The 20,722-nt window shown below is 34.6% G+C and carries 20 protein-coding genes; 12 read left to right on the forward strand and 8 right to left on the reverse strand.

What is annotated here, in order from left to right:
* The 3 genes from dnaA to GQS07_RS00015 all read left to right on the forward strand — a co-directional run bounded on the left by dnaA (position 1) and on the right by GQS07_RS00015 (position 2,723).
* Positions 1-1,440 (forward strand): chromosomal replication initiator protein DnaA, encoded by a 1,440-nt coding sequence (gene dnaA / locus GQS07_RS00005; RefSeq protein WP_158209112.1) that lies wholly within the window; start codon positions 1-3, stop codon positions 1,438-1,440.
* The gene (locus tag GQS07_RS00010; protein WP_158209113.1) at positions 1,440-1,898 is read left to right on the forward strand and encodes a low molecular weight protein-tyrosine-phosphatase; all 459 of its coding nucleotides are present in this window, start codon (positions 1,440-1,442) and stop codon (positions 1,896-1,898) included. The genes dnaA and GQS07_RS00010 overlap by 1 nt, the downstream gene beginning before the upstream one ends.
* 99 nt (positions 1,899-1,997) lie before the next feature.
* Positions 1,998-2,723 (forward strand): SAM-dependent methyltransferase, encoded by a 726-nt coding sequence (locus GQS07_RS00015; RefSeq protein ID WP_158209114.1) that lies wholly within the window; start codon positions 1,998-2,000, stop codon positions 2,721-2,723.
* A 63-nt stretch (positions 2,724-2,786) separates the two neighbouring features.
* Here the strand turns inward: GQS07_RS00015 and GQS07_RS00020 are convergent, their stop codons facing one another.
* On the reverse strand, positions 2,787-3,104 hold the full coding sequence (locus GQS07_RS00020; protein WP_158209115.1) for a DUF6787 family protein: 318 nt from the start codon (positions 3,102-3,104) through the stop codon (positions 2,787-2,789).
* A gap of 100 nt (positions 3,105-3,204) precedes the next feature.
* Positions 3,205-4,230, reverse strand: coding sequence for a threonine aldolase family protein (locus GQS07_RS00025; protein WP_158209116.1), 1,026 nt, complete (start codon positions 4,228-4,230; stop codon positions 3,205-3,207).
* Between the two features lie 47 nt (positions 4,231-4,277).
* On the opposite strand from GQS07_RS00025, the gene prfB reads away from it, so the two are divergent.
* Positions 4,278-5,376 (forward strand): peptide chain release factor 2 gene (gene prfB, locus GQS07_RS00030; RefSeq protein ID WP_143021889.1). Its coding sequence is split into 2 segments (ribosomal slippage): positions 4,278-4,340 and positions 4,342-5,376, totalling 1,098 coding nucleotides; the frame shifts between segments, so codons are not numbered across the junction.
* 73 nt (positions 5,377-5,449) lie between these two features.
* Here prfB and GQS07_RS00035 read toward each other — a convergent pair.
* A complete protein-coding gene (locus GQS07_RS00035) occupies positions 5,450-6,547 on the reverse strand; it encodes an inorganic phosphate transporter (protein WP_090409638.1) in 1,098 nt (365 codons plus the stop codon).
* A gap of 19 nt (positions 6,548-6,566) precedes the next feature.
* Complete coding sequence (locus GQS07_RS00040) at positions 6,567-7,211, reverse strand: DUF47 domain-containing protein (RefSeq protein ID WP_090409640.1); 645 nt, start codon at positions 7,209-7,211, stop codon at positions 6,567-6,569.
* Positions 7,212-7,383: 172 nt separating this feature from the next.
* Here GQS07_RS00040 and GQS07_RS00045 point away from each other — a divergent pair, with 172 nt between their 5' ends.
* A complete protein-coding gene (locus GQS07_RS00045; protein ID WP_158209117.1) occupies positions 7,384-9,012 on the forward strand; it encodes an acyl-CoA carboxylase subunit beta in 1,629 nt (542 codons plus the stop codon).
* A 278-nt stretch (positions 9,013-9,290) separates the two neighbouring features.
* Here GQS07_RS00045 and GQS07_RS00050 read toward each other — a convergent pair whose 3' ends face one another.
* From GQS07_RS00050 to GQS07_RS00060, 3 genes are all read right to left on the reverse strand, one after another.
* Positions 9,291-10,229 (reverse strand): YeiH family protein, encoded by a 939-nt coding sequence (locus GQS07_RS00050; protein ID WP_158209118.1) that lies wholly within the window; start codon positions 10,227-10,229, stop codon positions 9,291-9,293.
* A gap of 71 nt (positions 10,230-10,300) precedes the next feature.
* Entirely contained in the window at positions 10,301-11,197 is an 897-nt protein-coding gene (locus tag GQS07_RS00055; protein WP_158209119.1) for a LysR family transcriptional regulator, read from the reverse strand.
* Positions 11,198-11,591: 394 nt separating this feature from the next.
* Positions 11,592-12,218 carry a 2OG-Fe(II) oxygenase gene (locus tag GQS07_RS00060; RefSeq protein WP_158209120.1) on the reverse strand — a complete coding sequence of 209 codons (627 nt, stop codon included), beginning with the start codon at positions 12,216-12,218 and terminating at the stop codon, positions 11,592-11,594.
* A 221-nt stretch (positions 12,219-12,439) separates the two neighbouring features.
* Here GQS07_RS00060 and GQS07_RS00065 point away from each other — a divergent pair, with 221 nt between their 5' ends.
* Together GQS07_RS00065 and GQS07_RS00075 are read left to right on the forward strand one after the other, a co-directional pair.
* A complete protein-coding gene (locus GQS07_RS00065) occupies positions 12,440-12,775 on the forward strand; it encodes a hypothetical protein (RefSeq protein WP_233269286.1) in 336 nt (111 codons plus the stop codon).
* Positions 12,776-13,091: 316 nt separating this feature from the next.
* A complete protein-coding gene (locus GQS07_RS00075) occupies positions 13,092-14,672 on the forward strand; it encodes a PepSY-associated TM helix domain-containing protein (RefSeq protein WP_158209122.1) in 1,581 nt (526 codons plus the stop codon).
* Positions 14,673-15,766: 1,094 nt separating this feature from the next.
* Here GQS07_RS00075 and GQS07_RS00080 read toward each other — a convergent pair.
* Positions 15,767-16,693, reverse strand: coding sequence for a bestrophin family protein (locus tag GQS07_RS00080; protein WP_158209123.1), 927 nt, complete (start codon positions 16,691-16,693; stop codon positions 15,767-15,769).
* Positions 16,694-17,088: 395 nt separating this feature from the next.
* Between GQS07_RS00080 and nhaC the strand changes: the two genes are divergently transcribed.
* The 5 genes from nhaC (at position 17,089) to tpx (ending at position 20,718) form a co-directional block, all read left to right on the forward strand.
* Positions 17,089-18,540, forward strand: a complete 1,452-nt coding sequence (gene nhaC, locus GQS07_RS00085) for a Na+/H+ antiporter NhaC (protein ID WP_158209124.1) — start codon at positions 17,089-17,091, stop codon at positions 18,538-18,540.
* Positions 18,541-18,776: 236 nt separating this feature from the next.
* Positions 18,777-19,415, forward strand: a complete 639-nt coding sequence (locus GQS07_RS00090; protein WP_090410495.1) for a peroxiredoxin — start codon at positions 18,777-18,779, stop codon at positions 19,413-19,415.
* A gap of 41 nt (positions 19,416-19,456) precedes the next feature.
* Positions 19,457-19,765: a thioredoxin family protein gene (locus GQS07_RS00095; protein WP_090410494.1), complete on the forward strand. Its 309-nt coding sequence runs from the start codon at positions 19,457-19,459 to the stop codon at positions 19,763-19,765.
* Positions 19,766-19,784: 19 nt separating this feature from the next.
* A complete protein-coding gene (locus GQS07_RS00100; RefSeq protein WP_090410493.1) occupies positions 19,785-20,042 on the forward strand; it encodes a DUF6952 family protein in 258 nt (85 codons plus the stop codon).
* Positions 20,043-20,217: 175 nt separating this feature from the next.
* Positions 20,218-20,718 (forward strand): thiol peroxidase, encoded by a 501-nt coding sequence (gene tpx / locus GQS07_RS00105; protein WP_158209125.1) that lies wholly within the window; start codon positions 20,218-20,220, stop codon positions 20,716-20,718.
* The last annotated feature ends 4 nt before the right edge of the window (positions 20,719-20,722 follow it).

The raw sequence follows: 20,722 nt of genomic DNA on the forward strand, positions 1-20,722 counted from the left end.
ATGCACGAGTATACGATTAAGTCCGCAGAATCTGTATGGAATAATTGTCTTGAGTTCATAAAAGACAATATCCAAGAACAAGCTTATAAGACTTGGTTCATGCCTATTCAGGCAATTGAGCTTACAGAGAATGCTTTATATATTCAAGTGCCAAGTAAGTTTTTTTACGAGTGGTTGGAAGAACACTATGTAAAAATTCTTAAAGTAGCCTTAACCAGACAACTTGGCCCTGAAGCTAAATTGCTGTATAAAATTCAGATGGAAAATACATCTGGAAAAAAACAACCTTATACAGAACAATTACCGAGTGCTCAAAGAAGCCCTGTTAAACCACAAGAATTAGACGTACCTGTACAAAATAAGAATCCAGAATTAAAAAACCCTTTTGTAATTCCTGGAATTCGCAATGTTAAGATTGAGTCACAATTAAATTCAAATTATTCATTTGATAACTTCTTAGAAGGTGATTCAAACCGTTTAGCACGTTCAGCAGGTTTAGCTGTAGCTAACAAACCTGGAGGTACATCATTCAACCCATTATTAATATTCGGAGGAGTAGGTTTAGGAAAAACTCACTTAGCTCACGCTATTGGAGTTGAGATTAAAGACTTATACCCTGAGAAGACTGTTTTATACATCTCTGCTGAAGTATTTACACAACAATATGTTGACTCTGTACGTAAGCAAACAAGAAATGATTTTATTTATTTCTATCAGTTAATTGATGTATTAATTGTCGATGATATTCAATTCTTATCTGGTAAATCAGGTACGCAAGATGTATTCTTCCATATCTTTAACCATTTACACCAAAATGGTAAACAAGTTATCTTGACTTCAGATAAGGCACCTGTTGATATGCAAGACATCGAACAACGTTTATTATCTCGTTTTAAATGGGGATTATCTGCTGAAATTCAGCACCCAGATTTTGAAACGCGTGTTAGAATCGTTGAAAGCCTTTTATACCGCGATGGTGTTGAAATGCCGAAAGACATTATTCAATACGTTGCTAAAAATGTAAATTCTAACATCCGTGAATTAGAAGGTGCTATTATTTCATTAATTGCACAGTCTTCATTCAACAAACGCGAAGTTACAATTGACCTTGCAAGAAGCGTAGTTGAGAAATTCGTTAAAAATGTTAAGAGAGAAATCTCTATCGATTATATTCAAAAAGTGGTATCTGACTATTTCCAAATGGATACAGAAACACTTCGTTCTAAAACAAGAAAGAGAAACATTGTACAAGCAAGACAACTTGCTATGTTCTTTGCTAAAAAATACACAAAGTCTTCTTTAGCAAGTATTGGTTCTCAAATTGGAGATCGTGATCACGCAACTGTATTACACGCTTGTAAAACGATTGACAACCTACTTGAAACAGACAAAGAGTTTAAAAAATATCACGACGATATTAATCTTAAATTTAGTATGTAATGAAAGCTAAAGTTTTGATGGTTTGCTTAGGTAATATTTGCCGTTCTCCATTAGCAGAGGGTATCCTACAATCAAAACTTTCGAAAGAAAGTTTTTTTGTTGACTCAGCAGGAACGGGTGCGTGGCATATCGGACAACAACCTGATCCAAGATCTATAGAAGTTGCTTCGCATTATGACATTGATTTAACTACCCAAAGAGCTCGTCAATTTAGCATAAACGATTTTACTGAGTTTGACAGAATCTACGTTATGGACCAATCTAATTATGACAACGTAATTAAATTAGCCCCTAATGAAGAAGCTAAACAAAAGGTAAAACTCATATTAAATGAACTACACCCTGGTTCAAATAAAGAAGTACCTGATCCGTACTTTGGAGGTCCAGGAGGTTTTTACCACGTCTATAAAATGTTAGACGATGCTTGTAACGTAATAGCCAAAGATTTACAATCTTAGATATATTTAGTAAAAGGAAGAAAGTCATTTTCTTCCTTTTCTTTTTTGTACTATTCTTTATCTTTACCTTTGTACAACTATTTATAGAATACACTATTCATGACAAATCAATCACCTACAGGTACTTTATACCTTATACCAATTACATTAGGAGAAACAACTAATCCTCTTGATGTGTTACCACAAACAGTAAAACGCGCTATTGAAATGCTTGATATTTTCATCGTAGAAAATGAAAAGACAGCAAGGCGTTTTATCAAAAGTATTTGTCCTGAAAAGAAACAATCAGAACTTATTTTATTCCCGTTAAACAAGCACACGACAACAAGTGAATACAAAGATTACATCAAGCCGTTATTAGAAGGTAAAAGCGTTGGTGTAATGAGTGAAGCAGGATGTCCTGGAGTAGCAGACCCTGGTGCTGTAATCGTTGATTTAGCACATAAGCGCAATATCAAAGTAACACCACTTGTAGGTCCATCTTCTATCCTATTGTCAGTAATGGCTTCAGGTATGAATGGTCAGAGTTTTGCTTTCAACGGATACTTGCCAATTGACAAAGCAGAAAAGAAGAATGCGCTAAAAGGCTTGGAAAGATTATCACAAGAAAAGAATCAATCTCAATTGTTTATTGAAACGCCGTATAGAAATAACCAATTATTACAAGATATGGCACAAATCTTAAACCCAAACACCTTAGTTTGCGTGGCTTGTGACATTACATTAGAAACAGAGTTTATCTCGACCAAACCTGCTTCTCAATGGAAGAATACAAAAGTAGATTTACACAAAAGACCGTGTATTTTCATTATACATAAAAACTAAAAAAGAGCAGCTTATAAAAGCTGCTCTTTTTGTATATATTCCGTGTGGTTTACAACCAAACACCTATTCTTTCTTCTCCTTAGGCAATATAAAGCCCATTCCCATACTGCGTAACATTTTCTTTACGAAGTTCCAGAAAAACACGCGTTGTCCAAACAATGTACCAATACACAGCAATAAAACCTTGTAAACAGGTAATATCAAAACAATGTATAAAATCCAATAAAGAAACGGATACATCCCATCTCTTTCTATTCCAATATATGATAAAATAGGCTTAGATATGTAGGCTGATGTTGAACCAGTAATTGCGAAAACAATAAAGATAACTGTCAATTGAAAATTGGATGTTACCCCCCAGCGTTGCTTAAGTTTTTCCATTATTTAATTTAATTCTAAACAAAGGTAATTCATTTTGTCTAAGTAAAAAACTAAAATATCTTAAATAAAAAAGTCACTCCTTGCGGAATGACTTCTTATGCTATAATTCTAGTTTTGAGAGTGCTTCTAATACATACTCATGCATTACTTCGCGGTAATCTAAATGGGTTACCATTCGAAGCCATCCACCTCCCATATCACTAATAGATATGTTTTTTTGTTTCAACTTGTCTACAAACAACTTGCTTAGAACCGGTTCTTTTAGCTTAAAAACAACGATATTCGTTTGCACAGGCAAAACCTCACCTATCCAAAGTTTCTTGTTTAAAATCATCTCTATTTGCTTCGCTCTGAAATGATCTCTTTGCAATCTACCTACATTGTTCTTTAAAGCGAATAAAGCTGCTGCTGCTAAATATCCCGTTTGACGCATTCCACCTCCCATTAACTTACGGATGCGCAATGCTTTTTGAATATCTGCTTTTGATCCTAACAACACAGAACCAATCGGCGCTCCTAATCCTTTTGAAAAACAAACAGAAATAGTATCGAATAAAGCTCCAAACTGACTTGGATGTTGTGATTTTGCTACTAAAGCATTCCACAATCTTGCCCCATCTAAGTGCAACTTCAATCCTTTATCATCACACACCTCGCGGATGCGTTCTAACTCTTGCATTTCATAACAAGCACCACCTCCAAGATTAGTTGTATTCTCTAAACTTACTAATGTTGTTTTTGGCAAGTGAATATTATTAGGTTCATTGTAGTGTTGTAACACTTGGTCTGCCGTAATTCTACCGCGAACACCATCTACTAAAGCACAAGTAACCCCACTATGTACAGCAACTCCTCCTCCTTCAAAAAGATTTATATGAGAAGTTTTGTCACAGATTAACTGGTCTCCAGGCTGTGTATGTAACTTAATTGCAACTTGATTTGCCATTGTACCTGAGGGAAAAAACAGCGCTGCTTCCATACCAAACAACTCTGCTACAGCTACTTCCAACTCATTAGTACTACCGTCTTGTTTATAAACATCATCACCTACCCTTGCTTTCATCATGTAGTTTAACATCTCAGGCGTAGGCTTAGTGATTGTATCACTTACTAAATTAATTTCCATAAATTGATAGGAATAAGTATTTTTGTGGTATAAAAGTATTAAAAATTATGGTAACCACAGAACAACAGAAGGATATTATTGATCGCCTTGGTGCGTTAAGGAGGTATCTTTGACGTCGATAAGAAGTTAATTGAGATCACAAACGAGGAAGAAAAGACCTTTGCTCCTGATTTTTGGAACAACCCTAAAGAGGCCGAAGTAATCGTTAAAGCACTGAAATCCAAAAAGAAATGGGTTGAAGGGTATGAAAATGCTAAAGCAAATTTAGAGGAATTACAGATACTTCTTGAGTTTTATGCTGAAGGAGAATCTACCGAAGAAGAAGTTGTAGCACAATACAATAAAACTCGAGAAATCGTTGAGGAACTTGAGTTTAAAAATATGCTTTCTGACGAAGGTGACAGTATGAGTGCTGTATTGCAAATCACTGCTGGAGCTGGAGGAACTGAAAGTTGTGATTGGGCTGCTATGTTGATGCGTATGTACATCATGTGGGGAGAAAAGAATGGCGTAAAAGTAAAAGAGTTAAACTACCAAGAAGGGGAGGTTGCTGGAGTTAAAACAGTAACTTTAGAGTTTGACGGAGAATTTGCTTTTGGTTATTTGAAAGGAGAAAATGGTGTTCACCGTTTAGTTCGTATCTCGCCTTTTGACAGTAATGCCAAACGACATACATCTTTCGTCTCTGTTTATGTTTATCCTCTTGCGGATGACACAATCGAGATTGAAATTAGTCCAGCTGACATTTCATGGGAAACAATGCGTTCAAGTGGTGCTGGAGGTCAGAATGTAAACAAAGTTGAAACAGCTGTTCGTTTACGCCACCACCCTACTGGAATTATCATTGAAAACTCTGAAACGAGATCACAGTTAGATAACAAGACCAAAGCCATGCAGCTTTTAAAATCGCAACTTTACGAAATTGAGTTGAAGAAAAAACAAGCAATGCGCGATGAGATTGAAGCGAATAAGAAAAAGATTGAATGGGGTTCACAGATTAGAAACTACGTGATGCATCCATACAAACTTGTAAAAGATGTCCGTACGCAATATGAATCAACAGATGTTGACTCTGTGATGAACGGAGAGATTGACGAATTCTTAAAAGCTTATCTAATGATGATGGGACAACGAGAAGAAGAATAAGCAAGTACAAATAAAAAACGGAGTAGCCTTTGAAAGACTACTCCGTTTTTTTATATCTAATATATCCTACCTACTATAAAAATAGCGATATAATATAGTAAACTACCATTGCAATAATTGCAGAAACAGGAATGGTTAATACCCAAGCCCATAACAAGTTAATCGTTACTCCCCAACGAACTGCTGAGATACGTTTTGTAACCCCAACCCCGATGATAGAACCTGCAATCGTATGTGTTGTAGAAACAGGAATACCTAAGTGCTCTGTAACATATAAGGCAACTGCCCCTGCTGTTTCAGCTGCTACCCCTTCTAAAGGCGTAACCTTAGTAATCTTAGATCCCATTGTTTTTACAATCTTCCATCCTCCTGATAAAGTACCAAGACCAATGAATACGAATGAAGCTAAAGGAACCCACCACCAGTGTTCTACGAACAATTTGAATGTATCAACACCACTAACCATATAAGCAGGGTCCATATCTACATTAATGTGGTAAAAGATAACCGCAGCACCAATAATACCCATTACTTTCTGTGCGTCATTCCCCCCGTGTCCTAATGAGAACAAAGCAGAAGAAACTAACTGAAGACGTTTAAACCACACCTCACATTTATGAGGCGCTTGTTTTCTACATATCCACAGAATAGCAACTGTGATAAAATAAGCTAAGAACATCCCTAAGAAAGGTGCTCCAAAAATAAACAAGAAAATAGGCACTACTTTAGAATAAACGATAACATCTATTCCGTCAACGCTTAATCCACCAGCGTGAGCTACAGCCGCACCGATAAATCCACCTATTAACGTATGTGAAGACGAAGAAGGGATACCCAACTTCCACGTCATTAAATTCCAAATAATTGCTGCTACCAATCCGGCAAAGATTACTTCTAATGTAATGAAGTTCTCATTAATGGATTTAGCAATTGTATTACCAATTTTAAACTCCCCTATTATATAAAGAGAAATAAAATAAGCAACGAAGTTAAATGCAGCTGCCCAAATTACAGCTTGAACAGGCGTTAAAACACGCGTTGTTACAATAGTTGCAATAGAATTGGCTGCATCGTGAAATCCGTTTATGTAATCAAAACCTAATGCTAATACGATAATCGTAATCAGCATAATACCGCTTTGATTAGTTAGCATTTCATAGAAAAATTCCATAAGTAATGGTTATAGTTAATTAAGAATATTTTACCGTGATAGTCTCTAACACGTTAGCAACGTCTCTACAGCTATCTGTAGCAGTCTCTAACGCAGACATAACTTCTTTATACTTAATAATTTCTATTGCATTACTTTCATTTTCAAAGATATCAGCTACTGCTTTGTCAAATACCTTATCAGCTTTACGCTCTAAACGTGAAATATTCTTACAAACCTCAGCCAATGCAGGTAAGTTCTTCATATCTTTTAATTCTAAAAGACCACGAGAAACCTCACTACAAGCCTCTAAGTTAGCTTCTGTAAGCTTTCTTAATGGTTTTGTAATTTTATCAATTTGGTACAATCTCATACGAGATGCAGCATCTGATAAATGATCGGCTACAGCGTCAACTGCTGTAATTAGGTTGTGAATATCCTCTCTATCAAAAGGAGTAATAAAATTTTTACCTAATTCAATTCTCGTCGTTTGAGCAATTGCTTCGATGTCTTGTTTGATAACCTCTACATCTTTTAATAATTTCTCTCTTTCTTTTGCAGGAGCATTTACTGCCTCGTGCAATGTTTGTGAAAGTGACTTAATCTTAATAGATGCCTTTTCGAATAAAGGATAAAATACTTTATCCTTTGGCACCAAAAACTGAAAAATACTATTTAGCGACATTATATATAATGATAAAAAACGGAGACAAAAGTACATTATTTATACTATTCTATGTGTATCCATCACGTTATTTTTTTGTCAAGACCAAAAATCATACCTAATGTTTTATATGAACTATAATTTTGTATTTTAGCGAAACTGAAAGAAAAGCGTAGAAATAACCGATCAAACTATGGATATAAACTTCAATAAAAACGAAGACCACAACAAGCTTTTATTGTCTGATTTGAAACGCAAATTAGTCAAAGTAAAAAAAGGTGGTGGTGACAAAAGAATTGCCAAACTACACGAACAAGGAAAGTTAACCGCAAGAGAGCGCATTGATTATCTTTTAGATGACAAAGCGTCGAGTATTGAAATCGGAGCTTTCGTTGGTGAGGATATGTACCAAGAACACGGTGGATGTCCGTCTGGTGGTGTAGTTGTAAAAATTGGATATATTAAAGGTAAACAATGTATCGTTGTTGCCAATGACGCAACTGTAAAAGCAGGGGCTTGGTTTCCAATTACAGGTAAGAAAAACTTAAGAGCACAAGAAATTGCCATCGAAAATAAACTTCCGATCATCTATTTAGTAGATAGTGCAGGGGTTTATTTACCACTACAAGATGAAATTTTCCCAGATAAAGAACACTTCGGACGCATATTTAGAAACAACGCTATTATGAGCAGTATGGGTATTACTCAAATTGCCGCTGTAATGGGTAGTTGTGTTGCCGGTGGTGCTTACCTTCCTATTATGAGTGACGAGGCCTTAATCGTTGATAAAACAGGAAGTATCTTTTTAGCAGGTAGCTATTTGGTGAAAGCTGCAATCGGAGAAAATATTGACAACGAAACATTAGGTGGGGCTACTACGCACTGCGAAATATCTGGTGTTACAGATTATAAAGCAGCTGATGATAAAGACGCTCTGGATAAAATCAAAAACATCGTTGATAAAATTGGCGATTTTGACAAAGCAGGATATAGCAGAATCAAACCTAAGAAACCGGCTTTAGATCCTAAAGATATCTATGGTATCTTGCCTAAAGCACGTACGGAACAGTACGATATGCTTGAAATCATCAAACGATTAGTTGACGATTCTGAGTTTGAACAATACAAAGAAGGTTACGGACAAACAATCATTACTGGATATGCTCGCATTGACGGTTGGGCTGTAGGTATTGTGGCTAACCAACGTAAAGTTGTGAAAACGACAAAAGGAGAAATGCAGTTTGGTGGAGTGATTTATTCTGACTCAGCAGACAAGGCTACTCGCTTTATCGCGAACTGTAACCAAAAGAAAATTCCACTTGTATTCTTACAAGATGTTACTGGATTTATGGTAGGTTCTAAATCTGAACACGGTGGAATTATTAAAGACGGAGCTAAAATGGTAAATGCCGTTGCTAACTCTGTAGTTCCTAAGTTTACAGTAGTTGTAGGAAACTCTTACGGAGCTGGAAACTACGCTATGTGTGGTAAAGCTTATGACCCACGCTTAATCTTTGCTTGGCCAAGTGCTGAATTAGCTGTAATGGGTGGTTCGCAAGCTGCCAAAGTATTATTGCAAATTGAAGCTTCTTCATTAAAAGCAAAAGGCGAAGAATTAACTCCGGAAAAAGAACAAGAATTATTTGACAAAATTAAAGCGAAATACGACAATCAAGTTTCTCCGTATTATGCGGCAGCGAGATTGTGGACAGACGCTATAATTGATCCACTGGATACAAGAACGTGGATCTCAATGGGTATTGAAGCAGCTAATCACGCTCCAATAGAAAAGCCCTTTAATCTTGGAGTAATCCAAGTATGATGAATAAACCGGAAAAATGGGATACTGCAAAGTATCCTATTTTTTTTATCCCTACACCATCCATATTTAGAGATACTCATCACCTTTCACGTTTCAATCATCACACTTCACTCATCACCTTTCACCTTTCACGTATCACCTTTCACACATCACACATCATTCATCACACTTCACCTTTCACGTTTCACGTTTCACGCATCACGCATTCCCCAAAACAAAAAGCACCTGTTAGAGTGTAACAAGTGCTTTCTTATAATTAAAAGTAATAAACCAACTACTTAGTTTATATAAAGTATATACAATAAAGAGGTAATTGATATAAATACCCATAACCCTACTCCTTCTAACAAGGGTTTCATTCCCACTGATTTTACTGTGCGATAAGACAGAGAAGTACCAATTAAAAACAAAGTCAATGTTAATGCCGCTTTAGAAACCTCTACAATATAAGGTCCTATTTGCTGTACAAACGGAATATAAGAGTTAGCTAACATCGCTAAAACGAAGAAACCAATGAAATAAGGCAACTTCACTTTTCCTCCTTTATTTTTGAAAAGTACAGTTGACAAGAAAGCAACCGGAATCACCCATAAAGCACGAGCTAACTTAACCGTAGTAGCTACTTCTAACGCTTCATCTCCATACTTAGCAGCAGCTCCTACAACCGAACTCGTATCGTGAATAGCAATCGCAGACCACAATCCAAAGTCAATCTGACTCATTCCAAGATAATGACCTATCGGTGGGAAAATAAGCAAGGCAATAGAGTTTAAGATAAAAACAATTCCCAAAGCAACAGAAATCTGCTTTTCATCTGCTTTAATCACAGGAGAAACAGCCGCAATAGCACTTCCTCCACAAATAGCAGTACCTGAAGAAATTAAATAAGAAATCTTCTTGTCAATTTTAAAAGCCTTTCCAAGAATAAACCCAAGACCTAACGTTAAGAAAATAGAAAAAACAGTTAGAATAAACCCATCCTTACCTGCTGATAATGCACTGTAGATATTCATTCCAAACCCAAGACCTACCACAGCTACCTTTAATAGGAGTCCCGTTGTCTTTTTAGTTTGTTTAGCATACGGATTTTCAAAAATCTGGGCGTATACAATCCCTAAAATTAAAGCTGTAGCAGAATTTACAAAAGGAAATAAACTTAAAATAGCCAATCCTATTAAAATTACTTTGCTCAGTGATGTATTTGTGTTTAAAGACATTTGTTTCGTTGTTTTACAGCCACAAAGGTCGGCTGTACAGCAACCAAAAGAAAATACATAATAGTTATAGGCTATAACTTCACGTTATGCGTTGTAACAAATCGCGTAAACAATTCCACCAAGGCACTCTCCTGTCCTTGACGCTGTATAACAGAGAAATTACGCGTTATTTCCAATCCCTCTACATCAATAACCGTCAGTTCATTATAACGCAATTCCTTCAATATGGCGTGTATTGATAAAAAAGCAACACTATCCGAATGCATTAAATACATTTTAATACTCTCCGTACTTGAAAAATTCATTTCATTATTCAAATCGTTGATGTTGATTCCCACTTCCTTTAACTGAGCGCCCACTACATCTAATGTACCCGAACCTGTTTCGCGCAATAAAAACGTCAAATCCTTTAATTCATCCGCTTTAATAACTCCCCTTTTTGCCAAAGGATTAGCGCTACCACACACCAAGACAATCTCATCTTTAATAAAATCAATATACTTTATTTGTGGGTTTTTAGAAAAGCCCTCAACAATTCCAACATCAATACTCTTGCTCAACAAAAGATTTTCAATAGCCGTAGTATTATCGGAAAACAAATCAAGGTGTAAGTCGTTTACCTTTTTTCGAAACTCAGCCAATAAAGGAGGTAACACATATTGAGAAACCGTCGTACTGGCACCAACACACAAACTACCGTCCATTTTAGCATTCAAAGCGTGAATATCAAACTCTAAATTTCTATAAATAGAGAATATTTCTTCCGCATAACCAAACAGCAATTGTCCAGCCTCAGTCAGGCTAATTTTCATCCCATCTCTTAAGAACAATTTTGTCTGATAAGACGACTCAATTTCTTGAATATGTTTCGTTACAGCAGGTTGAGAAATCAATAATTCCTTAGCAGCTTTTGTAAAACTCCCCCTTTTGGCAACTGTGTAAAAAACTTTTAATCTAAAATCAAACATAATTTATATTATTAAGAAAGATAAAAAAGATAAAAAACCACGATTAGTGCAAACAATCCCACGATTAGTATAACATAAACACATTAGGCTTACTCTATCTTTGTATTACAAAAATAAGCTAACAAGTTAATAAACGGCAAATAATATAGCAAATAATAGGTATGAGCTGTCAAAGTTGTTAGACAAAGGTGGAAGGATTAAAAATACAAAGAGCTTAGTCAGGCTAATTGTCGTTCCCATAAAAACATTTTAAAATCTCCACAAATCAAATCCCAATAGAACTCGACAAGAGTTATATTCGATTTAAGTGATTTACAATAAGATTCCGTTGTAAAACTAAAAGTATCACTTAGAAAAAAAGCTGTCTCCGTAAAAAGAGGCAGCTTTAATTCTTTTATCTCGTTTTTAACCATCCTGTGATACTGTATCTCGGATAATTTACCATCTTAACTTCGTGTTCAATATACTTACTATCAAACACAACCAAACGCCCTGGCAAAGGCTGAACAATCTCTTCTCTTTCTGTTCCATCTTCATTTTGAAGATACAAAGCTAACTCCCCACCATTTGCAGGAGTCCAGTCTTGCTCATTCAAATACAACACCACTGAAAGGGTTCTACGTGTATCCGTATGAAAAACATCTAAATGTCTTTTATAAAATGTCCCTTTTGGGTAACAAGCATAATGAAACTCCCCTTCTTGAATTCCCAAATAGCAGGTGCGATTAATATATTCAATAAAGGTATTAACCTTATCAAAATACATCTTCTCTACTTCATCTGGTTTCTTTTCATCAAGCCATAAAATAGAGTCTCCACGGATTTCTTCCACTATTTGCTCTTCTGAAGCTTGCCCAATTGCTGCTTTTTTGAAATTTTCCAAATCTTGTTTCAAAAACAAATTTGCCCTAAGCAGATTGATCTCCTCTTCTGAGAAAAAACAATCAATAACTGAGTATTTACGATTTACTAAATCGTCTATAATTAACTCATAAAATGGATTTACTTCAAAATCACCCATACATTAATAAATAAAAAGTACGCAAATATATATTACAATAGAAAAAAAATAATACCCAAAATAAGATATTTTTTATTAACAAAAAGTTAAAAAACATATCCTATTCCCCCCTAAAAACATCCTAATATCTTTGTGACGTCCCACTATTGTTAGATTTTTTTTACAAAAAATCACCAAGTTTTAAAAAATAGGACTACCTTTGTTTTTAATTAATCTAAATAATGATGTATACACTATTGTTCGGAATAGCAGCATTAAGTTTTTTTATGCTGTACAACAGCTCTAAAAAAGTTAAGTTCAACAAACGTTGTCCGTTTACAGATTGGCTAAGAGAAAACAAAATCTTATCTAAGCGTATTGCTTATTCATTATTAGTTATTACACTATTAACAGAAATCGCTTACGAAGGTATTGGTGTAGGATCCCTTACATTTATATTATATCTGATGTTTATCGGTTCTGCTGTTGTAGCTATCTACCCTACCATTTCAATGAAATACACGCAAGTACTAAGCTTAATTGGTGTTTGTTTATTATTTGAATTTATACTCTTCTAAAATTATGCCAGCAAACAAAAAACATTTAGAAACTTCGCCTTGGCAACGATTTTTAAAGTTTACGGCAGGTTGTATTGGTGGATTCTTTTTAACAGTTACCTTTCACATGTTTTTCATGTATTTTTTAGATGCTAAACCCATATACACTACAATGTTTATAACAGGTTTTGTATTATGGGCAACACTATTTATCCTTGCTTTTATAGCAAAAAGTGGTTATAAAATTTGGGCATTATATAGTGGTCTCGCTATTCTTTTTTACCTGCCTTATTTAATACAACCTATCAATATCTAAGACAATTACGCCACACCCCATATGAATATAAGAAACTACAATAAGTACTTTCACTTACATACCTTAAGTGGAATTATTATTACTGCAGTACTTTTCGTTTTCTTTTTTGCAGGTTCTTTTGCCTTCTTTAAAAACGAAATAAACAATTGGCAAAACAATACGCCAAAAGGAGCATTTGCTTCAAATACTCTTAACTATAATACTATTGCTGATTCCCTTAATAACCAATATGGTTTATACGGAAGAAACGTCAGCTTTAGACTTGGTTATAAAAGTCGCATAATCGGACTTGTAGTTTCTCCTTCAAAAGACACCCTTAATCCAAAAGCAGCTGAACGTGGGTTCGTAATGTATGATACCCTATCTGATGAAAGTAAAAGCTATGCAGAACAATACTCATTGGGTGAATTTCTATATCGTTTACACTTTTTAGCGCCTGTTAATAGTTTAGCAAACTTCAGTATACCTTTAGGATACTTAATTGCAGGAATCGTTGCTTTTACCTTTCTTATCGCTCTAATAACAGGAGTACTTGTACATTGGCAAAAAATAGTTTCTAATTTTTATGTTTTTAGACCTTGGGAAAAACTAAAAACAGTTTGGACTGATTTACACACAGCTTTAGGTGTATTAACTTCTCCATTCTTATTTATTTTTGCTATTTCTGGCTCTTATTTCTTCTTGACTTCTTACTTTTTTGCAAATGCGATAGCCTCGTTAGGATATGGAGGTGATACCCAAAAACTCCAAGCAGAAGTAGGTGGCAGAAAAGGCCCAAAATTAGAAATGTCTTTCACGAATACTCCCCTAAAACAACACGTTGACATCAATAGCTATGTACAAGAAACTTTACAAAAATGGGAAGATGGGATCATCACCTTTGTTGAAGTTAGTAATTATGGCGACCAAAATATGCAGGTTAAATTACTCGGAAAGGTTTCTGAACATAAACAATTCAACAGTAGAGGTGAAATCATTTATACAGTTGCAACCGGTGAAATAGAAGAAAAAGCTAATCCAAACGATAGCTCTACTTACAGTGAAGTAGTTTCAAACTTGATGTATGTGTTACACTTTGGTTCATTTGGAGGATATGCAACTCGCATTATTTACTTTTTAATTGGAATAGCAGGTTGTTTTGTGATTATTTCAGGGGTTTTAATATGGTTAGTAGCCAGAGATAAAAAGAATGTACCTGAGAAAAAGCGCAAGTTCAACTTCTGGTTAACCAATATATACTTGTCGATTTGCTTATCAATGTACCCCGTAACAGCTTTAGCGTTCATTGCAGTTAAGCTAAACCCAACGGGAGGACAAACTTTTATCTATTCGTTTTATTTCTACACTTGGCTTGCCTTGACAATTGTATTAGCAGCAAGAAAAAGCTTGTATAAAACAAATAGAGACTGCTTACTAGTAGGAAGTGCAATCGGTTTATTGATTCCAATTACAAATGGAATTGTAACAGGTACTTGGTTTTGGACAAATTGGAAAAATCAGTATTACGATATTCTTATCATTGATATCTTTTGGATTATCATTCCTTGCATCACTTTATACGCTTGGTATTTGGTGCGCAAAAAACAAAATAAAGAAGTTTAAACAATCAAACTTTCCTATACCATCACTCCTATATTTGAATAGTGATCGGTCAATAGTAAAAAGGGTTATTACGTCAAAAACAGTAATAACCCTTTTTATTTTCACCTTTTTTTATTTCCTAAGAGTAGTTCGCAATAATTACTACTTTACTTATAATCTTCAAAAACACTTGCGATAAGCGATTTACACCTAAGTGGATTCCCTTAAACCAAAACAAATCGATAAAGAATAAAAACACTAAACGCATAGTTGGCCCCTATTTCTCAAAAAGCCTCAATTTGGCTGTAAGTCAGTAACCACGCCACTTTCAATGGTTTCCTATGGGAATTAATCGTAAATGAGTCGTAAATAAGTCGTATTTCGTTCGCGAAAAAGGCCTTTAGGTGAGGTATCTACGACTTATCTCCGAGTTATCTTCGACTAATGTACATATGAGGTTATGACAATCCCTTTGTTTATAAGGGATTGCGAACAGTTGAGTGCAAAAGTAGGACAGAGTTAATAGTGCATTTGATGTCATTTGATAGCAAATGATGTCAAAATAACCACTTTGAAAAAAAGTATTTGCCGTTAGTATTAATTTTGCTTTAGAAACTACAAACACAGGAATTATGATTCAATTTTACACAACACACCAAAAAACATTATATGCTCAATCCTCTTATAAACTCCCGATCACTTATACCACAAAAAGCCGTTGTGATTCTATGTTAATCCAGTATATGCAGGGAATATATTTCTTAGCTAACCTCCCTAACCCGAGTTTAAAAAGAATAACACAACAACGCAATACAAGCGCCCCATTCCTGGTTTAAATACAGTTACAGCCTACTTTCAGACAATACAACGTCCTATACTGTCCGTAACTGGTTCTAAACATAGACCACACAAATTCGACACTCCTTCGGAAAAAAGGCCTTTTTCCGAACTTATCCCGAACATATCTCGAAGATGTCCCGAACATGGTCCTATTAAAACTCCCCTTATTCTACTCTTTAATCCCTATTGACAATCGCCTAATTCAGAGAAAATCGCCCATAAAAAAAGGATATCCTTTTGCGATATCCCTTCCTATTTTATTTAAAAAAACGTTTTTATCTAACGATATAATTGTGGTCGTGTGACAATAAGATAGGCGTTGGCATATCCGATATTTCACAAATTGAATACTCAATATTCGCGCACATTTGATCTAATGCTAAATCGTTTTCCTCTTCACCAAAAGGTTCTGCAATTTCAGCCACAACGGCATCTAACGCAATAAAGGTATACGCTACAAACGTTACGAAAAACGGCATTACCCAAATGATTAAATCAATCAATCCAAAAGGAAGAATAAAGCAGTAGATATACACGGTACGGTGTAGAATAACGAAGTAAACAAACGGAATTTTAGTATGTACAATACGCTCACAAGCCCCAAGTACAATAGACATTTGATCTAAATTCTCATCAATTCTTGTCAAAGTAATTGAATCCATACGCCCTTCTCTATGTTGCTTTGCAATCCAAGCAGTCAACTCATTCAATAAAAAAGTTGGTTTGAATTTTTTAGTCAACAAAGTATCATAAACCTCTTGCGACAAATATTTTTTTAAGATTTCATAATCCTGCTTTTCTCTCAATTGCAAGTTTAGCGCATAGCAAAAAGCAAAGATAAGTTTAATTCCCTCCTCCTTGTCTTTTTTGGTAAACTGTTCGTTTTCTTGAATATAGTTTTGAATTTGGAAAGCTAAGGAACGGGTGTGAATGACTAAGCTCCCCCACTGTTTACGACCTTCCCAAAATCGGTCATAAGCAGCGCTATTACAAAACCCTAAGAATATGGCTAATGAAATACCCACCAAAGCGAATGCTCCAACATTTAAAGGTATAATTACATCAGGAAATAGATAGTGACAGAAATAAACTAACCAAGAAAAAAGAAAGATAGCTAACAAAGTAGGGGCAATTTTTTTCAAAACAGACCCCTTCCAGATAAAAAGCATTTGTAAAATATGCTTCTTGTTACGAACGATCATATTGTTGTTTTTTTTAGTTCATACAAAGGTAGAGTGAAAACACAAAAAAAGCTACTTATTTTGTGGATAAGTAGCCTTTAGATGATGTCCCTCTAAAAACATCAAAACAACAATATTTTTATACCTATACGTTAATTTTAAATGACTAAAAAACGTAAAGTAATACTATATAAATTACTTTATAGTATTCAGTAAATATAATAAATAATTTGCTTTTTAACAATACTTTTTATTCTCATAAATTTATTTTCTGTAAATTATTTCTTAATAAACTAAATATCAACCTTCTACCCTAAATTATTTTCTACTAAAGATTACTATAATCTTTCTTTTTTTATTACATTAATCAATAAAATACGTACTTTCGCAAGTAAATATGATTTAATTTTAAATAAATGGAAAAAATTCACGACAAAGCAGAGAAACCAATCACATTACTTCAATCGCTAATACCTGTAATTATCTTAGTTGCCTTATTAGCTGTTAATGTGTTTGTATTCCGGGATGACGCGCTGTCGGGAACAAATCAGTTCATTTTACTTATAGGAGGAGCAATTGCTACAGGTGTTGGTTTATACAACAGAGTGTCTTATGACAAAATTCTGAACCAAATTACCAATAACGTTAAAGATACTTCTGGTGCTGTATTCATCTTATTATTAGTAGGTGCATTATCAGGAACGTGGCTATTAAGTGGTATTATCCCTAATATGATTTATTTCGGACTAAAAATATTACACCCTGCTATTTACTTACCTGCGTGTGTTATCATTACTTCTATCATTTCTATTGCTACAGGTAGTTCTTGGACTACTTCTGCAACAGTAGGTATTGCGTTAGTTGGAATTGGAAACGCTTTAGGTATGCCTTTAGGGGTTATCGGTGGAGCTGTTATCTCAGGAGCTTATTTTGGAGACAAATTATCGCCTCTTTCAGATACAACAAACTTAGCACCAGTAATGGCAGGAACAGATTTGTTTACTCACATTAAATATATGTTGTACACAACAGTACCTACTTATGTTGTAACCTTGTTATTATTCATTGGTTTGGGAATTGTTTACGGGACTTCTGGAGATGTAGATACAACAGAAACATTGAAAGCAATTTCAGATACTTTCTTAATTACGCCATGGTTATTTGTAGTTCCTGCGTTTGTAATCTTTTTAATTGTAAAAAAGGTACAACCTATTGCTGCCCTATTAATCGGTACTTTATTAGGAGGAGTGTTTGCTTTAATCTTCCAACCGTCAATTGTAATTGCAGTTTCAGGTGGAGACGAATTCAACTTCTACAATGCATATAAAGGAGTAATGCTTGCCTTAACGTCTGACATTAGAATCTTATCACCGCTTGAAAGTCTTAACGGATTATTTGAAGCAGGAGGAATGGCAAGTATGTTGAACACGGTTTGGTTGATCTTATGTGCTATGTTTTTTGGTGGTGCAATGGAAGCAATCGGAGCGTTACAGAAAATATCAATGGCCTTATTAAACATTGCCAACAATGTATTTGGATTATTTGCAAGTACTGTTGCCAGCTGTTTAGCGATTAACGTGATGACATCTGACCAATACTTGTCAATTGTAGTACCTGGTAAAATGTTTTCAGAGGCATATAAAGCAAAAGACTTAGCGCCAGAAAACTTAAGTAGAACATTAGAAGATTCAGGAACAGTAACATCAGTTCTTATTCCGTGGAATACTTGTGGAGCATATCACTCTGGGGTATTGGGAATTCCGACTATGACTTACCTACCATACGCATTCTTTAATTATTTGAGCCCTTTCGTAACGCTACTATACGCTGCGTTAAATTTCAAAATTAGAAAACTCGCAAAAAAATAAATTAGTATTATTATAACAAAGCCAATTTTTTAAATTGGCTTTTTCTTTATATCTTTCAGATGTCTTTTAAGGCTTGGGATAAAAATTTATTAGACAAGGGTAAAAAAAGTAAGTCATAGGTTTTCTTTATATGATTATAAAAAACAATAATCAAAAATAATTGATTACCTCTACTACTCGCCCTACATTTGTATCAGAAATCAAAACAAGAAATATTAACTTTAAAAATAAATATTATGTCTTTAGTAGGTAAAAAATTTCCAAACATTACAGTTGACGCAATGTCAGAAATGGGTGACGATTTAAAAATCAACATTTTTGAAGAAGCTACAAAAAATAACAAAAAAGTATTATTATTCTGGTATCCAAAAGATTTTACTTTTGTTTGTCCTACAGAATTACACGCTTTCCAAGCTGCTTTACCTGAGTTCGAAAAAAGAAACACAATGGTAATCGGTGCTTCTTGTGATACTAACGAAGTACACTTTGCTTGGTTAAACACTGCAAAAGATAACGGAGGAATCGAAGGAGTAACTTACCCAATCGTTTCTGACGCTCAAAGAAACTTATCTTCAGTTTTAGGTATCTTAGATATTGAAAACGAAGTTTATAACGAAGAATTAGATTCAGTTCAAATCGAAGGATCTAACGTAACTTACAGAGCTACTTACTTAGTAGACGAGTCAGGAAAAATCTTCCACGAATCAGTTAACGATATGCCATTAGGAAGAAACGTACAAGAGTACATCAGATTAATCGATGCTTACACTCACGTACAAACTCATGGTGAAGTATGTCCAGCTAACTGGGAAGAAGGTAAACAAGCAATGAACGCTGACAGAAAAGGTGTTGCTGAATACTTAAGTAAAAACTAAGGATAACCTCCTTTTAGTTATTAACGAAAAAAAATAAAAAAATGCTTTTAGAACTAGATAAAGATAATTTACAAGAGATTGTAAATTCAAATGAAAAAGTAGTTGTTCAATATGCAGCTTCTTGGTGTGGTAACTGTAGAATCATGAAACCAAAATTCAAAAAATTGGCTAATGAGAAAGAAGGAATGACTTTCGTTATTGCGGATGCTGAGAACTTCCCTGAGTCAAGACAATTGGCTGATGTAAGTAACTTACCAACTTTCGCTACATTTGTTAACGGAAAATTAGTGAACCAAACTCAGACTAACAAGGCTGAAGTATTGAACGAATTAGTTAACGAAATTGCTTAATTTCATAAAACCATAACCTATGAAATTACCTGTTATCAAGCATTTAACTCAATTTATTGAGGAGAATGACCAAGATTATGTAATCGAAACTATTGAGGTATTAGAAAACCTTACTGAAGTTCCTTCTTTGAAAGATGAAGAGCTTGACGTAATTGGTGAAATTATCTCTAATATGTACGGAGCACTTGAAGTTCAGAAATTAATGAAAGACGGTGCAACGCAAAAAGAAGCTTTAAATAGCTTTATGAAAAGAGTTTTAGGATCAATTGATAAATAAAACATTTCAATATATTTTAAAAAGAGACTACGTTTTGTAGTCTCTTTTTTTTTGCCATAACCTAAACTTATACAAATATTCAATTTTTGTGCACTTTGCTAAGATATCTAACAATACAAACATCTATTAATTATCAAATTTTATATATTTTTGTATGACTATAAATAAAAACAATATGGCAACAGTTACACTAAAAAATACTCCTGTTCAAACAGTTGGTGAATTACCAGCAGTGAACACAATTGCTCCTAATTTTGAATTAGTTGGAGCTGGATTAGCAGACAAAAAACTTGCTGATTACGCAGGAAAGAAAGTAATCTTAAACATCTTTCCAAGTGTTGATACAGCTACTTGTGCTACATCTGTTAGACATTTTAACCAAGATGCTGCTAAATTAGAAAACACAGTTGTATTGTGTATCTCAAGAGATTTACCATTTGCACAAGGACGTTTCTGTGGTGCAGAAGGAATTGAAAATGTAGAAATGTTGTCTGACTTTAGAGACGGACAATTTGGAAAAGATTACGGTGTATTGTTCGCAGATGGTCCATTAAAAGGATTATTATCGAGATCAATCGTTGTTATCAATGAAGAAGGAAAAGTAATCTATACTGAACAAGTTGCTGAAACAGCAGATGAACCTAATTACGACAAAGCATTAACAGCTTTAAAATAAGCCG

The sequence above is a fragment of the Myroides phaeus genome (assembly GCF_009799805.1).
GTDB lineage: Bacteria > Bacteroidota > Bacteroidia > Flavobacteriales > Flavobacteriaceae > Flavobacterium > Flavobacterium phaeum_A.

Bases quoted from the DNA above. Each gene is read 5' to 3' on its own strand.
- dnaA (WP_158209112.1), top strand. From the start codon at position 1: ATGCACGAGTATACGATTAAGTCCGCAGAATCTGTATGGAATAATTGT.
- GQS07_RS00010 (WP_158209113.1), top strand. From the start codon at position 1,440: ATGAAAGCTAAAGTTTTGATGGTTTGCTTAGGTAATATTTGCCGTTCT.
- GQS07_RS00015 (WP_158209114.1), top strand. From the start codon at position 1,998: ATGACAAATCAATCACCTACAGGTACTTTATACCTTATACCAATTACA.
- GQS07_RS00020 (WP_158209115.1), bottom strand. From the start codon at position 3,104: ATGGAAAAACTTAAGCAACGCTGGGGGGTAACATCCAATTTTCAATTG.
- GQS07_RS00025 (WP_158209116.1), bottom strand. From the start codon at position 4,230: ATGGAAATTAATTTAGTAAGTGATACAATCACTAAGCCTACGCCTGAG.
- GQS07_RS00035 (WP_090409638.1), bottom strand. From the start codon at position 6,547: ATGGAATTTTTCTATGAAATGCTAACTAATCAAAGCGGTATTATGCTG.
- GQS07_RS00040 (WP_090409640.1), bottom strand. From the start codon at position 7,211: ATGTCGCTAAATAGTATTTTTCAGTTTTTGGTGCCAAAGGATAAAGTA.
- GQS07_RS00045 (WP_158209117.1), top strand. From the start codon at position 7,384: ATGGATATAAACTTCAATAAAAACGAAGACCACAACAAGCTTTTATTG.
- GQS07_RS00050 (WP_158209118.1), bottom strand. From the start codon at position 10,229: ATGTCTTTAAACACAAATACATCACTGAGCAAAGTAATTTTAATAGGA.
- GQS07_RS00055 (WP_158209119.1), bottom strand. From the start codon at position 11,197: ATGTTTGATTTTAGATTAAAAGTTTTTTACACAGTTGCCAAAAGGGGG.
- GQS07_RS00060 (WP_158209120.1), bottom strand. From the start codon at position 12,218: ATGGGTGATTTTGAAGTAAATCCATTTTATGAGTTAATTATAGACGAT.
- GQS07_RS00065 (WP_233269286.1), top strand. From the start codon at position 12,440: ATGATGTATACACTATTGTTCGGAATAGCAGCATTAAGTTTTTTTATG.
- GQS07_RS00075 (WP_158209122.1), top strand. From the start codon at position 13,092: ATGAATATAAGAAACTACAATAAGTACTTTCACTTACATACCTTAAGT.
- GQS07_RS00080 (WP_158209123.1), bottom strand. From the start codon at position 16,693: ATGATCGTTCGTAACAAGAAGCATATTTTACAAATGCTTTTTATCTGG.
- nhaC (WP_158209124.1), top strand. From the start codon at position 17,089: ATGGAAAAAATTCACGACAAAGCAGAGAAACCAATCACATTACTTCAA.
- GQS07_RS00090 (WP_090410495.1), top strand. From the start codon at position 18,777: ATGTCTTTAGTAGGTAAAAAATTTCCAAACATTACAGTTGACGCAATG.
- GQS07_RS00095 (WP_090410494.1), top strand. From the start codon at position 19,457: ATGCTTTTAGAACTAGATAAAGATAATTTACAAGAGATTGTAAATTCA.
- GQS07_RS00100 (WP_090410493.1), top strand. From the start codon at position 19,785: ATGAAATTACCTGTTATCAAGCATTTAACTCAATTTATTGAGGAGAAT.
- tpx (WP_158209125.1), top strand. From the start codon at position 20,218: ATGGCAACAGTTACACTAAAAAATACTCCTGTTCAAACAGTTGGTGAA.